This is a genomic window from Achromobacter sp. 01N37 (assembly GCF_056399725.1).
Window position 1 is genome coordinate 217,134 of sequence record NZ_JBFTRX010000009.1, and the last position, 13,986, is coordinate 231,119.

The window sequence follows — 13,986 nt, forward strand, 5'->3', positions numbered from 1 at the left end:
CGATTTTTAATGCCGGATATCCGTCAGAAAAAATCAACGATTGCCATGAAACTGCCCCCGCTCAATTCGCTGCGCGTCTTCGATGCCGCCGCCCGCCATGAAGCGTTTGGCCGTGCCGCTGAAGAGCTGCATGTCACCCATGGCGCAGTCAGCCGTCAGATCAAGCTGCTGGAAGAGGCGCTGGGATTGACGCTGTTCGAACGCCGGAATCGAGCTGTTTTTCTAACCGATGCAGGGCGCCAGCTGCTTGCCGTGACGCAAGGCCTGTTCGAGCAGTTGAGGGCGGGGTTGGCGCAGTTGCAGCAGCCGGACACGGCCGCGCCTCTCGTTGTGTCCTGTGAACCCACGATCGCCATGATGTGGCTGATTCCCCGCCTGCCCGATTTTCAGCGCACCCATCCTGGCGTGCAGGTGCATCTTTACGCGGCGGGTGGCGCGGTCGATTTCGCGGCGCAGGGGGTGGATGTGGCGTTCAGACGCAATGATTTTGAATGGGACGCGGCGCTGCATGCGGAGCGGGTGTGCGATGAATGGACGGGGCCGGTGTGCCGGCCGGGCCGGGAAGAGGCAGCGAATTGGAACGACGGCGTGGCGTTGGGTAGCGCCACGCGCCCGCGCGCGTGGCGGCAATGGGCGCAGGCGGCAGGACGCAAGCCGCCGCGCCGCGCCGGCCTGGTCTATGAGCATTTTTATCTGAGCCTGCAAGCGGCTGCGGCGGGCCTGGGCGTCGCCATCGGTTCGGCGCTGATGGCGCGGGATGCGCTGCGGGATCACCGGTTGGAGGCGCCGTACGGCTTTGTCCGCGATGGGTCCGCGTACTTCCTGCTGTCGCCCCGGCCGTTCGTCAATGATCCACGCGCGGCGGCGTTTCTGGCATGGCTGCGGCAAGAGGCCGAACGGTCGCTGCGTGAGGCGGTGGGCGCCGATACGTCGGCCGGTGCTGCGTCGGGCGTCGCTACGTCGGGCGTAGCTGCGTCGAGCGTTGCCACGCCAGACGCAACCCCGCCCGGCGTAGCTTAGAGCGTGGTGTCGTAGTCGATCGTCAACGGTGCGTGGTCCGAGAAGCGCTCGTCTTTGTAGATGGCGACGTTGCGGGCGCGCGCGGCGATGCCGGGCGTGGCGATCTGGTAATCGATACGCCACCCCACGTTCTTCGCCCAGGCCTGGCCGCGGTTGCTCCACCACGTGTACTGGTCGGGCCGGTCGTCGATGGTGCGGAAAACGTCCACAAAGCCGCGCTTGTCGAACACGTCGGTCAGCCACGCGCGCTCTTCGGGCAGGAAGCCCGAATTCTTCAGGTTGCCCTTCCAGTTCTTCAGGTCGATTTCCTTGTGCGCGATGTTCCAATCGCCACAGATAACGAACTCGCGGCCGGTGGTTTTGTGTTCGTGCATCAAGGCGTCGATCCACGGGCCGAAGCGGTCCAGGAAGCGGTACTTGGCTTGCTGGCGTTCGTCGCCGCTGGAGCCCGAGGGCAGGTAGGCGCTGATCACCGACAGGTTCTTCCAGTCCGCACGGATGATGCGGCCTTCGGGGTCGAATTCATCGCAGCCCAGGCCGATGTTCACGCGTTCGGCCGCGTCGCGCAGGTAGATGCCCACGCCGCTGTAGCCCTTCTTCACCGCGTGATGGAAGTGGCCGGTGTAGCCAGGCGGGTGACGCAGATCGTCAGTCAGATCGGCGTCGGCGATCTTGATTTCCTGAAGGCAAAGGACGTCTGCGGCATGCTTTTCCATCCAGGGTTGCAGGCCCTTGCGAAAGGCGGACCGGATGCCGTTGAGATTGATCGACGTGATGCGCAGCAAAGCGAAACTCCTGTAGAGCGGCCGCCAGGGGCCGGAACAATGCCAGGAATTTAACCGACTCGGCGCGACCGCTCGGGAATAGCCCTGACAACGGATAAAATGCGGGCGTTTGCCATCTTCTACCGGACCTCTCGCATGCCCGCCGCCACCTCTACTGCCACTTCCCTGGATTTTGTCCGCTTTGCCCTGAACGAAGGCGTGCTGCGTTTTGGCAGCTTCAAGGTCAAGTCGGGCCGGATCAGCCCCTATTTCTTCAACGCTGGCCTGTTCAACAGCGGCCGCTCGGTCGGCAAGCTGGCGCAGTTCTACGCCCAGGCGCTGCTGGATTCGGGTGTGGAATTCGACATGTTGTTCGGCCCGGCGTACAAGGGCATCCCGCTGGCCACCGCCACGGCTGTGGCACTGGCCGCGCACCCCGGCATGGACGGCCGTGGCGACGTGCCCTTTGCCTACAACCGCAAGGAAGCCAAGGACCACGGCGAAGGCGGCACGCTGGTCGGCGCACCGCTCAAGGGCAAGGTCGTCATCATTGACGACGTGATCACGGCAGGCACGTCGGTGCGTGAATCGGTGGAAATCATCCGCAACGCGGGTGCAGAACCGGCCGCCGTGCTGATCGCCATGGACCGCATGGAACGCGCCGGCCCCGACGACGCTCTGTCAGCGCACTCGGCCGTGCAGGACGTGGCCAAGACCTACGGCATTCCCGTGGTGGCCATTGCATCGCTGTCGGACATCATGGCGCTGCTGCAAGACGACACGTCGTTCGCGGAAAACCGCGATGCGGTGCAGGCGTACCGCACGAAGTACGGGGTGAAGTAAGGGGCTTCGATTCGGGCCGTGCAGTCGCCGCGCGCCCGGTCAGCCATAGCGCGCCAGCGGTTCGGCGACGCCATGGGGCTGGCCGAGCACGGGTACCCCATGGGCGCGTGCCGCATCGGCCAACTTTCTGTCGAACGTCGCCAAGTCGCCGCCTGACCTGGCTGCAAGCTCAACGTAGGCGGCGTCATAGGCCGTCAAACCGTGCGTGAGTGCAATTTGGTGGATGGCCCACCACTGATCAGCCGTGTGCGGCTGATCAGGCAGCACCGCCAAGCGCTCAAGTGCGGCGACGAAAGCGGCCACTTCATCCGCAGTCACCACCCTCGCCCGCTGTATTCGAAGCATGCCGTTGCCTACCTCGGCATGCCAATGGCGAGGAACGCGTATCTGGAAATGCTGGGCCTGATCCAACAAGTGCCTTGCCATCATGGCCTCGGTGCAATCATTTCGCGCGAGCAACCAGGCGAGCGCGACCGACGCATCCAGTACGGTTTTCATCGCTGGTCCTCGGTTATCCAGGCGCGGACTTGTTCGTCCGAAATGCCCCGGTCCAACGCGAAGCCCCGCAACGCCAAGATGGCGTCGTACATGTCTTCGGTCATATCAGGATTCGCCGGCCGTATGTAGGCACGGGCTTTTCCATCTTTCACGATGACGATACGCGCGCCGCTTTGCGCCGCGGCGATCAACGTATCGAGCTGCTTTGCAACCGCTTCCTGCGGCACTTCGATGTAGTCAGACATCGGGGGGCTCCGATCAAAAATTGGCCATCCCCATTCTTCGCAAAATAAAAGGCCGCGGCAATGTGCCGCGGCCTTTTATCAGACTGATCCCCGTTGGGGCTGTCAGTTGTCGAGCTTCTGCTTGAGCAGGTCGTTCACTTGCTGCGGGTTGGCCTTGCCGCGAGCGGCCTTCATGATCTGGCCTACCAGCGAATTGAACGCCTTTTGCTTGCCGGCCCGGTACTCTTCCACGATCGCCGGGTTGGCGGCCAGCACCTCATCGATCATGGCGCCGATGGCGCCCGTGTCGCTGATCTGCTTCAAGCCGCGCGCGTCGATGATGGCGTCGGCATCCCCGCCGTTTTCACCCGCCCACATCGCACCGAAAACTTCGCGGGCGATCTTGTTGGAGATCGTGCCGTCGATGATGCGGCCAATCAGGGCAGCCAGTGCCGGTGCTTGCACGGGCGAATCGGCGATGCTCTTTTCGTCCTTGTTCAAGGCGGCGGCGACTTCACCCATGACCCAGTTCGCGGCCAGCTTGGCTTGGCCCGCCGGCAGCGCGTGCGCCACGGCTTCGAAGTAAGCGGCCAGATCGCGGCTGACGGTCAGTTGCGCGGCGTCGTAGGCGGGCAGGCCGTATTGCGTTTCGAAGCGGGCGCGCTGGGCGGCCGGCAGTTCGGGCATCGCGGCGCGCACTTCGTCCACCCACGCGCTGGAAATCACCAGCGTGGGCAGGTCGGGGTCCGGGAAGTAGCGGTAGTCGTGCGCGTCTTCCTTGCTGCGCATGCTGCGCGTTTCGTCGCGGTCGGCGTCGTACAGGCGCGTTTCCTGCACAACCGTGCCGCCGTCTTCGATCAGCTCGATCTGGCGGCGCGCTTCGTAAACGATGGCGCGTTCCAGGAAGCGGAACGAGTTGACGTTCTTGATCTCGGTGCGGGTGCCGAATTCCTTCTGGCCCACCGGGCGCACGGAGACGTTGGCGTCGCAGCGGAACGAGCCTTCCTGCATGTTGCCGTCGCAGATGCCCAGCCAGACCACCAGGCTGTGCAGCGCGCGGGCGTAGGACACGGCTTCGGCGGCCGAGCGCATTTCGGGCTCGGTCACGATTTCCAGCAGCGGCGTGCCGGCGCGGTTCAGGTCGATGCCGCTGGCAGGCGACCCGTTGGCCAGCGTGAAGTCGTCGTGCAGCGATTTGCCGGCGTCTTCTTCAAGGTGGGCGCGCGTCAGGTTGATGGTCTTTTCTTCTTCGCCGACGAAGAACGACAGCGTGCCGCCGACAACCACCGGCAGCTCGTATTGGCTGATCTGGTAGCCCTTGGGCAGGTCGGGGTAGAAGTAGTTCTTGCGCGCAAAGACCGAGCGCGGCGCGATGGTCGCGCCCACGGCCAGACCGAAGCGGATGGCGCGTTCCGCCGCACCGCGGTTCATGACCGGCAGGCTGCCCGGCAAGGCCAGGTCAACCACGTTGGCATGCGTGTTGGGCGCGGCGCCGAATTGCGTGCTGCTACCCGAAAAAATCTTGGAGTCGGTGGAAAGCTGGGTGTGCGTTTCCAGGCCGATGACGATTTCCCAGTTCATTATCTGTAGTTCCAATCAGTAGTGCCGCAGCGCTGCGGCGCCGGGCCGCCCCAAACGCAGGCAGCCCCCTTTGGGGGCAGCGAGCGAAGTGAGCGTGGGGGCATCATCAGAGCGGAGACCGCTTGTGCCAGTCGGTGACTTGTTGGTAGCGGTCGGCGATGGCCAACAGGCGGCCTTCGTCGAAGTAGTTGCCAATGATCTGCAAACCGACCGGGCGCTTGCCGTTGTCGCCGCCGAAGCCGCACGGGATCGACATCGCGGGCAAGCCGGCCAGGCTCACGCCCAGCGTGTAGATGTCGGCCAGCCAGTCGGCCGTGGGGTCGTCGCGGTTGTCGCCGATGTTCTTGGCGACCGTCGGCGTGACCGGGCCCATGATCACGTCGCACTGGCCGGCGTAGGCGCGCTGGAAGTCTTGCGCGATCAGGCGGCGCAGGCGTTGCGCTTGCAAGTAGTAGGCGTCGTAGTAGCCGTGCGACAGCACGTAGGTGCCGATCAGGATGCGGCGCTTGACCTCGTCGCCGAAGCCTTCGGCGCGCGAGCGGCTGATCATCTCGTTCAGGTCGCCGTACTGCTCGGTGCGGTGGCCGTAGCGCACGCCGTCGTAGCGGGCCAGGTTGCTGGACGCTTCGGCCGGGGCGATGACGTAGTAGGCCGGGATGGCGAGTTCCGTGCGCGGCAGCGACACGGGCACGCGCACGGCGCCCAGCGCTTCGAATTGGGCCAGCGCGGCTTCCACCGCGGCGGCCACATCGGCGGCCAGACCGGCGCCGAAATATTCTTCCGGCACGCCGATGCGCAGGCCCTTCAGGGGCTGGCTGCCAGCGGCGTCAAACGAGGCCTGAACCGAGTCGAAATCGCGGCGGACGCGGCCGGGTTCGTTCACGGCGGCGTCGCACTTTTCCAGGCTGGTGGCATCACGCGGATCGAAGCCGCTGACGACATCCAGCAGTTCGAGCAGGTCGCGGCTGCTTTGCGCCAGCGGGCCGGCCTGATCCAGGCTGGAACCGAAGGCGACCATGCCAAAGCGCGACACCGTGCCGTAAGTCGGTTTGATGCCGCTGACGCCGCACAGGGCGGCGGGCTGGCGCACCGAGCCGCCGGTGTCGGTGCCGGTGGCGGCGGCGACCAGGCGGGCGGCCACGGCTGCGGCCGAACCACCCGACGATCCGCCCGGAACCGCGGCGTGATCCCAGGGGTTCTTCACGACGCCGTAGGCCGAATTCTCGTTGCCGGAACCCATGGCGAATTCGTCGCAGTTCAGCTTGCCGATGGACACGGCGCCGGCCGCGCTCAGGCGCTCGACGACGGTGGCGTCAAACGGGCTGACGTAGCCGTCCAGCATCTTGCTGCCAGCGGTGGTGCGCCAGCCGCGCGTCACGAACGCGTCTTTGTGGGCGATGGGCACACCGGCCAACGGGCCGGCCGAGCCATCGGCCAGCGCGGCGTCGGCGGCGCGGGCCTGGGCCAGCGTCAATTCAGCGTCAATATGTAAAAAGCAATTCAGACCGCTGGCCGCGTCGGCGGCCGCGAGCGCGCTTTGCGCAAGCTCGACGGCGCTGACCTGGCGTTGGGCGAGGGCCGCGCGCAAGGCGGCGATCCCCTCGAATTGGGTATGCAAGGCGGGTTTGGTCATGGCTTAATCCAGCACTTTCGGGACCAGGAACAAGCCTTCCTGGGCGTCGGGGGCGTTGGCCAGAAGTTCCTGGCGGCGGGCTTCCGAGCTGGTCTCGGTCACGGCGTCTTCACGCAGGCGCAGCACAATGTCCTCATGGGCGGACAGGGGGTGAGCCAGGGGTTCGACGCCTTGGGTGTCGACGGACTGAAGCCGTTCGATCAGGTGGAGGATGCCGTTAAGTTCGGCCTGCGCAAGCGTGCGCTGGTCGGGGGTCAGTTCGATTCTGGCCAGCCGGGCAATGCGGGCCACATCTGTGTCATTGAGCGCCATAGGGATTGCAAAATCGATAAGCGAAGGCCGAAGGGCGGGACTGGGCAGTATGTACGCACCAATACCGTTACAAAGCTTGAATAGCCTGCATTTATGCGCTATTTCCGGTGAAATTATAAGTTATGATTCACGGTTTAATCGCCGTGATGACAGGCGGACCCGACCTTTTTCGGGCCAAACGCCCCGCGGCATGAACCCAATTCCCCCCAGAATTTAGCTGAGCTCCCATGTTCGGATTCCTGCGCAGTTATTTTTCCAGCGATATGGCGATTGACCTCGGTACCGCCAATACGCTGATTTACGTCCGCGGCAAGGGCATCGTGCTCGATGAGCCCTCCGTGGTCGCAATCCGTCATGAAGGCGGGCCTCACGGCAAAAAGATCATCCAGGCCGTCGGCCACGAAGCCAAGCAAATGCTTGGCCGAGTTCCCGGCAATATCGAGGCCATTCGGCCCATGAAGGATGGCGTTATCGCCGACTTCACGGTCACCGAACAGATGCTCAAACAGTTCATTCGCATGGTGCACCCCCGCAACATGCTGGCGCCCAGTCCGCGCATTATCGTCTGCGTGCCTTGCGGCTCGACCCAGGTCGAACGCCGCGCCATTCGCGAATCCGCGTTGGGCGCGGGCGCGTCCCACGTCTTCCTGATCGAAGAACCCATGGCCGCGGCCATCGGCGCCGGCCTGGCCGTGTCCGATGCCAGCGGCTCCATGGTCGTCGACATCGGCGGCGGCACCACGGAAGTGGCGGTCATTTCGCTGGGCGGCATGGTCTACAAGGGCTCGGTGCGCGTGGGCGGTGACAAGTTCGACGAGGCCATCGTCAACTACATCCGCCGCAACTACGGCATGCTGATCGGCGAACCCACCGCCGAACTGATCAAGAAGGAAATCGGTTCCGCATTCCCGGGTTCCGAAGTCCGCGAAATCGAAGTCAAGGGCCGCAATCTGGCCGAAGGCGTGCCGCGCAGCTTCACGGTCTCTTCCAATGAGATCCTGGAATCGCTGACCGATCCGCTGAACCAGATCGTATCCGCTGTGAAGATCGCCCTTGAGCAAACTCCGCCCGAACTCGGCGCCGACATCACCGACAAGGGCATCGCCCTGACCGGTGGCGGCGCGCTGCTGCGCGATCTCGATCGCCTGCTTCAGGAAGAAACCGGTCTGCCCGTCGTGGTGGCCGATGATCCCCTGACCTGCGTCGTGCGCGGTTGCGGCGAGGCGCTGGAACACCTTGAGAAACTGGGCGCCATCTTCATCAACGACTAATACCGCCCGCCAGCCCGGAGCCCCGCTTTTTTCCGGCTCCGGCCGCTGCGGTGGCTACGGACGCGGGCGTCCGGGCTGAGATTCATGCAACGACAAGGGACTCCTCCCCTATTCAGGCGCGGCCCACCTGCGGAGGTGCGGCTGGTCGTTCTGGTCGTCCTTGCTTTGGCCCTGATCATCATTGATTCGCAATTTCGCATGCTGGAACCAGCACGCCGTGCGATGTCCGTGGCGATTTACCCCTTCCAGCGCGCCGTCATGGCGCCGCGTGACCTTGTGCAACAGGTCAACGAATGGGTCAACGCGGCCAACCTTATCCGCAGTGAAAACGAAGCCTTGCAGCGCCAGCGTATCGAGCTGGCCCAGGTGGCGTCGCATGCTGCCCAATTGGCCGCCGAAAACGCGCAATTGCGCCGTCTGCTGGGTGTGACCGATACCGTGGCGCAATCGGCGGTGGTGGTCGAAGTGATGTACGAACCCACCAACGCGTTCACGCAGCGGCTGGTGTTCAACAAGGGCAGCAAAGCTGGCCTGGCGCCGGGCATGCCCGTCATCGACGAAGGCGGGGTGGTCGGCCAGATCGTTCGCGTGACGCCGATGACGGCCGAAGCCGCGCTGGTCACTGATGAGCAAGTGTCCATCCCTGTGCAACTGCTGCGCAACGGCCTGCGCCTGATTGCCTTTGGCGGCAACTCGCCCGGCAAGATGGAAGTCCGTTACCTTGCCGCCAATGCGGACATCAAGGAAGGGGATACTATCGTTACCAGCGGCGTCGGCGGTTTGTTCCCTGCCGGCCTGCCCGTGGCCAAAGTGACCTCGGTCGAACGCGATACCGCTTCTGGTTTCGCCCGCGCCGTGTGTGAACCGCTGGCCCATCCCGAACGCTATCGCCACTTCCTGGTGCTCCAGGTAGATGTGGCCCGCGCCGAGTCCAACCGTCAGGAGGTCGATTCCGGTGGATCGGACTAATCAATCGCAACCCAGGCGCCGCCTGGGTACGCCCAGCAATGTGCACCCCGACCGCCTGTCTGGTCCGGCGCACGGCGTGTTCGTCTGGGGCACGCTGCTGCTGGTGTGGCTGGTGTCGTTGCTGCCGTGGCGCTTGTGGCAAGGCGCGCCCGATGTGCTGCTGCTGATCATCGCCTTCTGGTGCGTGCACGAGCCGCGCCGCGTCGGCTTGTTCACTGCCTTCTTCTTCGGCTTGCTGATGGATGTGCACGATGCGGGCCTGCTTGGCGAGCACGCGTTGTCCTACACCCTGGTCGCCTACGGCGCCGTGGTGCTGCACCGCCGGCTCCAACGGTTCGACCTCTGGAGCCAGGCGATGCACATGTTGCCTGTCTTCTTCATCGCCCGTTTCCTGACCCAGATCATTCACGCCTGGCTGGCCGGCAAATGGCCGGGCTGGGACTGGACGATCAGCGTGGCCATCACCGCCGCCCTGTGGCCGTTGGCGGGTTGGGTCCTGCACTTGCCGCAGCGCGGTGCCGACGACGCCGAATCTTCCTCCGCCTGATGGCGGCGTCGCCTCATGTTTGAATTCAAGAAAACCGGCCAGCAGCAAAAGCAGCGCTTCCGCCTGCGCGCCTGGGTGGGCGGCGTGTTCGCCCTGGCGTGTTTCGGCGTGCTGGTGGGCCGGTTCTGGTACTTGCAGGTGGACCGCTACGAAGGCCTGTCTGAACGCGCCGACCGCAACCGCATCGCGGTGGTGCCGATTCCGCCGCGCCGCGGCGAGATCCTGGACCGCAATGGCGAAGTGCTGGCGCGCAACTACCGCACCTATACGCTGGAAGTGGTGCCCGCCCACGCCGGCAACATGAACGAGCTGTTCGAACGCCTGACCGAAGTGGTCTATATCAGCCCGTCCGATCAGCGGCGCTTCAAGCGGCGCGCGGCGGAATCCAGCCGCTACGCCAGCCTGCAACTGCGCAACAACTTGAACGAGACCGAAGCCGCCTGGTTCGCCGCGCACGCGTTCCAGTTTCCGGGCGTTGAGCTGCGCGCGCGCTGGGTGCGCGAATATCCGCAGGGCGTATCTGCCGCGCACGTGGTGGGCTATATCGGCCGCATCGCCGAAGGCGACAACGAAGAGCTGGAACGCGCCGGCCAGCTGGGCAACTATCGCGGCACCGATGTCATCGGCAAGAAGGGCATCGAGAAAACCTGGGAAGAACAACTGCACGGCCGCACCGGCTTGGAAGAAGTCGAAGTCACCGCAGGCGGCCGCCCCATGCGCACGTTGCGCCGCATCGACCCGGTGCCCGGGTCGGACATCATGCTGTCCATCGACCTGGGCTTGCAGAAGGTGGCGGAAGAAGCCTTCGAAGGCCAGCGCGGCGCGCTTGTCGCCATCGACCCGGACACGGGTGAAGTGCTGGCCTTTGTGTCGCAACCGTCGTTTGACCCCAATCTGTTCGTGGACGGCATCGACGTGGACAACTGGCGCATGCTGAATGAATCGCCGGACCACCCGCTGATCAACCGTCCCCTCTACGGCACGTACCCCATCGGCTCCACCTACAAGCCCTTCGTCGGCCTGGCCGCCCTGGAACTGGGCAAGCGCCGCGCGACGGATCGCATTTCGGACCCGGGCTACTACGAATTTGGCGGACAGAAATTCCGCAACGCGGGTGGCGCGGCCTACGGCATGACCGACATGCACAAGGCGATCGTTGTGTCGTCCGACACGTATTTCTATTCGCTCGGCCCTGAGATCGGCGTGAACGCGCTGCACGATTTCACCAAGCAATTCGGCTTTGGCCAGATCACCGGCATCGACCTGGAAGGCGAGAAGCGCGGCGTGCTGCCGTCCACCGACTGGAAGCGTTCGGCCTACAAGGACAAGGACCGCCAGCGCTGGTATGCCGGCGAAACCATTTCGGTTGCCGTGGGCCAGGGCTACAACGCGTTCACGCTGTTGCAGCTGGCGCAAGGCACGTCGACGCTGGCCAACAACGGCCTGTTTCGCCGTCCGCATCTGGTGCACGCGGTGCGCGACCCGCGCTCCGGCGTGGCCAAGCCCACCGAGTCCACCCCTGATTACCGTATTCCGTTGAAGCAGGCGAACGTGGACGTCATCAAGAACGCGATGGCGGACGTGGTGCGTGCCGGCACGGCGCGCCGCGCCTTCGCCAACGCACCATACCAAGCCGCCGGCAAGACCGGCACCGCGCAGGTGTTCAGCCTGCGCGGCGGCCACTACCGCGCCAGCGCCATCGACGAACGCCTGCGCGACCACGCCTTGTTCATGGGCTTCGCACCGCTTGAGCACCCGCGCATCGCGGTGTCGTTGATTGTCGAAAACGCGGGCTGGGGCGCCAGCGTGGCGGCGCCTGTGGCGCGCAAGGTATTCGACTATTGGCTGGCCAAAGACCGGCAGGACAAGATTGTGCGGCCCGACCGCAGTGACCCCCTGGCGTCGGTCGAAACCATTACCTCCGACGTGGTGCGCCAATAATGAAGCGCTTGGGCCTTATCCTGTTACGCGTGTTCACGGCATTTGATTGGCCGCTGCTGGCCATCTTGCTGATGTTCGCCGCGCTGGGCCTGACCGTGATGCATTCCGCCGTGGGCGGCACGGACTGGCGTTTCGCCGAGCAGTCGCGCAATTTCATCATCGCGTTTTTCGCGATGTGGACGATGGCGCTGATCCCGCCAAAGTGGCTGATGAAGCTGGCCTTGCCGTTTTACGTGGTGGGCGTGGTGCTGCTGCTGGGCGTGGAGTTCTTCGGCGAAACCAGCAAGGGCGCGACCCGCTGGCTGAACCTGGGCGTAACGCGCATCCAGCCATCCGAGATGATGAAGATCGCCGTGCCGATGATGCTGGCCTGGTACTTCCAGCGCCACGAGGGCGCGGTGCGCATCCGCGACTTCCTGGCCGCCGCCGCGATGCTGGCCGCCCCGTTCGGCCTGATCGTGCTTCAACCCGACCTGGGCACGGCGTTGCTGGTGTTCGGCGCCGGTTTCTTCGTGATCTACTTCGCCGGCCTGTCGTTCAAGCTGCTGGTGCCGGTGATGCTGGYCGGCATCATCGCGATTGGCACGCTGGTTTACTACGAAGACCAGTTGTGCGAACCGGACGTGAATTGGGTGGTGCTGCACGACTACCAAAAGCACCGGGTCTGCACGCTGCTGAATCCTAGTTCTGACCCACTGGGTAAGGGCTTCCATACGATCCAATCAATGATCGCGGTGGGTTCGGGCGGCGTGTACGGCAAGGGCTACATGAAGGGCACGCAGACACACCTGGACTTCATCCCCGAGCGCACGACAGACTTCATTTTCGCGGTGTACGCCGAGGAATTCGGCCTGTACGGCGGCATTGCCATTCTGGTGCTGTACGGTCTGATGATGGCCCGCGGCCTGACCATCGCGTCGCGCGCAGCGTCGCAGTTCGGACGGCTGTTGTCGGGGGCGCTGACGATGATGCTATTCATCTACGTATTCGTAAACGTCGGCATGGTGACGGGGATTTTGCCTGTCGTCGGTGTGCCGTTGCCGTTCATGAGTTATGGGGGGACGGCGTTGTTTACGATGGGGATCGCGTTCGGAATCATGATGAGTATTAGCCGGCATCGGTCAGTTAAGGCTTGATTGTTTGGCGGCGGTCGTTGATCTTCGTGGGTCGGTTGTAGGCCTTTCGTAGATTGGCTGGAGAGCTTCGTGGGTCGGTCGTCGAGCTTCGTAGGTCAGTCGTAGCGCTTCGTAGGTCGCCCGTCGTCGCGGTGGCCCTGCCTGCGCGCGCCCACGATTGCGGTCCGGAGCCTTCGCTCCGGACGTCCCCCTCGTCATCTTCGTCCAGGCCTTTGGCCTTCCCTTCAGATTCCCTCGGGCGCATCGAGGTTGCGCGGCTGCCGCCGTCTTGGTTCGTAGCGCTGCTAGGGTGTGTCTTAGTGACGAGTGCTGCGGGGCCCGCCGAGTGGCGGCCGCGCGGGCGGCCTTACTCGGCATACGCGGTGGTGGGCGTTTGCGCGGTGTTCGCTTTCGCGAATGCGGGGAGTCGTTTTCTAATGGTCCCGCCGCAGATTTTTGGGGGGTAAAGGGTGGCGCGCAGCGCACACCGTCTTGCGCGTGTTGACCCATTGCGCGCCACGCACCGGGGTTCAAGTGGGGGGCATCATTCTTAGGATGGGTGAAGCGCTGCATGTCGCGAATGCGGATTCAATCGCGCGTAACCCATCGGGCATCCGTTAGTAATCCGATACGCGTTACATGCGCTCGCATACACGCTATCCATCCCACGAAGACAATTAACATCGTCACGCCGTAGCACACTGCGATAGCGTCAAAAGGCCGCCTGCGCGGCCGGGTTGACGCAAGCCCCGCAAGGCCAGTGTCTGCAGGCGCGCAGCGGCATCATCAATTGCAAGACGCCGCCAAGTCCCCGAGGCCGCCTGCGCGGCCGACAAGGGACGACCCCGCAAAATCTCCCGAGCGACCAGCTTCGCCAAAGAAGAACCTCAACAAAACAGCCACACGCGAAGCGAATACCGCGACGACGCCGCACCGCGCGTAAGCTCCAAAAGGCCGCCCGTGCGGCCGGCCTGGAGCGGGCCCCGCAAGATCTTCCACCACCCAAAACCCGTGGTGAGAACCCTAAGAAAACGACTCGCCCCAGCTGACGTCAGATTGCAACTACCCGAGCCCGTGGCGGCGGTGGCCTGCGGGGCGCGGGGCGTCGATAAGCCCGAGGGAATCCGAAGATACCGTCTTGGCCGTCAAGTAGAAAAAGCGTAATCAGGCCTATAAGGTTGCCGCGTCTTGAGCACACCGAAGCACAGATGTACCACCTTGCGCATGCAGGCGCCCAGGGCCGACATCTTGGTCTTGCCCGCGGCCAA

At 64.2% G+C, this 13,986-nt stretch carries 13 protein-coding genes and 1 pseudogene; 7 read left to right on the plus strand and 7 right to left on the minus strand.

Annotated elements, in window-relative coordinates:
- The first annotated feature begins 45 nt into the window (after positions 1-45).
- Positions 46-1,020 (plus strand): LysR substrate-binding domain-containing protein, encoded by a 975-nt coding sequence (locus AC1DSJ_RS20090; protein ID WP_441371986.1) that lies wholly within the window; start codon positions 46-48, stop codon positions 1,018-1,020.
- Here the strand turns inward: AC1DSJ_RS20090 and AC1DSJ_RS20095 are convergent.
- Positions 1,017-1,805, minus strand: a complete 789-nt coding sequence (locus AC1DSJ_RS20095; protein WP_054420691.1) for an exodeoxyribonuclease III — start codon at positions 1,803-1,805, stop codon at positions 1,017-1,019. The two genes, AC1DSJ_RS20090 and AC1DSJ_RS20095, sit on opposite strands and share 4 nt — an antisense overlap.
- A gap of 99 nt (positions 1,806-1,904) precedes the next feature.
- Here AC1DSJ_RS20095 and pyrE point away from each other — a divergent pair, with 99 nt between their 5' ends.
- On the plus strand, positions 1,905-2,627 hold the full coding sequence (pyrE, locus tag AC1DSJ_RS20100) for an orotate phosphoribosyltransferase (protein WP_156336313.1): 723 nt from the start codon (positions 1,905-1,907) through the stop codon (positions 2,625-2,627).
- 39 nt (positions 2,628-2,666) lie between these two features.
- Here the strand turns inward: pyrE and AC1DSJ_RS20105 are convergent, their stop codons facing one another.
- The 5 genes from AC1DSJ_RS20105 to gatC form a co-directional block, all read right to left on the minus strand.
- Entirely contained in the window at positions 2,667-3,125 is a 459-nt protein-coding gene (locus tag AC1DSJ_RS20105) for a type II toxin-antitoxin system VapC family toxin (protein ID WP_054420690.1), read from the minus strand.
- A complete protein-coding gene (locus AC1DSJ_RS20110) occupies positions 3,122-3,370 on the minus strand; it encodes a hypothetical protein (protein WP_054420689.1) in 249 nt (82 codons plus the stop codon). Before AC1DSJ_RS20110 ends, AC1DSJ_RS20105 begins: the two co-directional genes overlap by 4 nt.
- A gap of 102 nt (positions 3,371-3,472) precedes the next feature.
- Positions 3,473-4,930: an Asp-tRNA(Asn)/Glu-tRNA(Gln) amidotransferase subunit GatB gene (gene gatB / locus AC1DSJ_RS20115; protein ID WP_054420688.1), complete on the minus strand. Its 1,458-nt coding sequence runs from the start codon at positions 4,928-4,930 to the stop codon at positions 3,473-3,475.
- A 106-nt stretch (positions 4,931-5,036) separates the two neighbouring features.
- A complete protein-coding gene (gene gatA / locus AC1DSJ_RS20120) occupies positions 5,037-6,563 on the minus strand; it encodes an Asp-tRNA(Asn)/Glu-tRNA(Gln) amidotransferase subunit GatA (protein WP_054420687.1) in 1,527 nt (508 codons plus the stop codon).
- A gap of 3 nt (positions 6,564-6,566) precedes the next feature.
- Entirely contained in the window at positions 6,567-6,875 is a 309-nt protein-coding gene (gene gatC, locus AC1DSJ_RS20125; protein ID WP_054420686.1) for an Asp-tRNA(Asn)/Glu-tRNA(Gln) amidotransferase subunit GatC, read from the minus strand.
- A gap of 227 nt (positions 6,876-7,102) precedes the next feature.
- Here gatC and AC1DSJ_RS20130 point away from each other — a divergent pair, with 227 nt between their 5' ends.
- From AC1DSJ_RS20130 to rodA, 5 genes are all read left to right on the plus strand, one after another.
- A complete protein-coding gene (locus tag AC1DSJ_RS20130; RefSeq protein WP_006216320.1) occupies positions 7,103-8,146 on the plus strand; it encodes a rod shape-determining protein in 1,044 nt (347 codons plus the stop codon).
- A gap of 84 nt (positions 8,147-8,230) precedes the next feature.
- Positions 8,231-9,115 carry a rod shape-determining protein MreC gene (gene mreC / locus AC1DSJ_RS20135; protein ID WP_054420685.1) on the plus strand — a complete coding sequence of 295 codons (885 nt, stop codon included), beginning with the start codon at positions 8,231-8,233 and terminating at the stop codon, positions 9,113-9,115.
- Positions 9,102-9,662, plus strand: coding sequence for a rod shape-determining protein MreD (gene mreD / locus AC1DSJ_RS20140; RefSeq protein WP_054420684.1), 561 nt, complete (start codon positions 9,102-9,104; stop codon positions 9,660-9,662). Before mreC ends, mreD begins: the two co-directional genes overlap by 14 nt.
- 15 nt (positions 9,663-9,677) lie before the next feature.
- The gene (gene mrdA / locus AC1DSJ_RS20145; protein ID WP_054420683.1) at positions 9,678-11,603 is read left to right on the plus strand and encodes a penicillin-binding protein 2; all 1,926 of its coding nucleotides are present in this window, start codon (positions 9,678-9,680) and stop codon (positions 11,601-11,603) included.
- A complete protein-coding gene (gene rodA, locus AC1DSJ_RS20150; protein WP_476760374.1) occupies positions 11,603-12,739 on the plus strand; it encodes a rod shape-determining protein RodA in 1,137 nt (378 codons plus the stop codon). The genes mrdA and rodA overlap by 1 nt, the downstream gene beginning before the upstream one ends.
- A gap of 1,124 nt (positions 12,740-13,863) precedes the next feature.
- On the opposite strand, the pseudogene AC1DSJ_RS20155 reads toward rodA, so the two are convergent.
- Positions 13,864-13,986, minus strand: a pseudogene (locus AC1DSJ_RS20155) (IS110 family transposase); the annotation flags it as partial.

Excerpts from the sequence above, each read along its gene's own strand:
- AC1DSJ_RS20090 (WP_441371986.1), top strand. The coding sequence starts at position 46 with ATGAAACTGCCCCCGCTCAATTCGCTGCGCGTCTTCGATGCCGCCGCC.
- pyrE (WP_156336313.1), top strand. The coding sequence starts at position 1,905 with ATGCGGGCGTTTGCCATCTTCTACCGGACCTCTCGCATGCCCGCCGCC.
- AC1DSJ_RS20105 (WP_054420690.1), bottom strand. The coding sequence starts at position 3,125 with ATGAAAACCGTACTGGATGCGTCGGTCGCGCTCGCCTGGTTGCTCGCG.
- AC1DSJ_RS20110 (WP_054420689.1), bottom strand. The coding sequence starts at position 3,370 with ATGTCTGACTACATCGAAGTGCCGCAGGAAGCGGTTGCAAAGCAGCTC.
- gatB (WP_054420688.1), bottom strand. The coding sequence starts at position 4,930 with ATGAACTGGGAAATCGTCATCGGCCTGGAAACGCACACCCAGCTTTCC.
- gatA (WP_054420687.1), bottom strand. The coding sequence starts at position 6,563 with ATGACCAAACCCGCCTTGCATACCCAATTCGAGGGGATCGCCGCCTTG.
- gatC (WP_054420686.1), bottom strand. The coding sequence starts at position 6,875 with ATGGCGCTCAATGACACAGATGTGGCCCGCATTGCCCGGCTGGCCAGA.
- AC1DSJ_RS20130 (WP_006216320.1), top strand. The coding sequence starts at position 7,103 with ATGTTCGGATTCCTGCGCAGTTATTTTTCCAGCGATATGGCGATTGAC.
- mreC (WP_054420685.1), top strand. The coding sequence starts at position 8,231 with ATGCAACGACAAGGGACTCCTCCCCTATTCAGGCGCGGCCCACCTGCG.
- mrdA (WP_054420683.1), top strand. The coding sequence starts at position 9,678 with ATGTTTGAATTCAAGAAAACCGGCCAGCAGCAAAAGCAGCGCTTCCGC.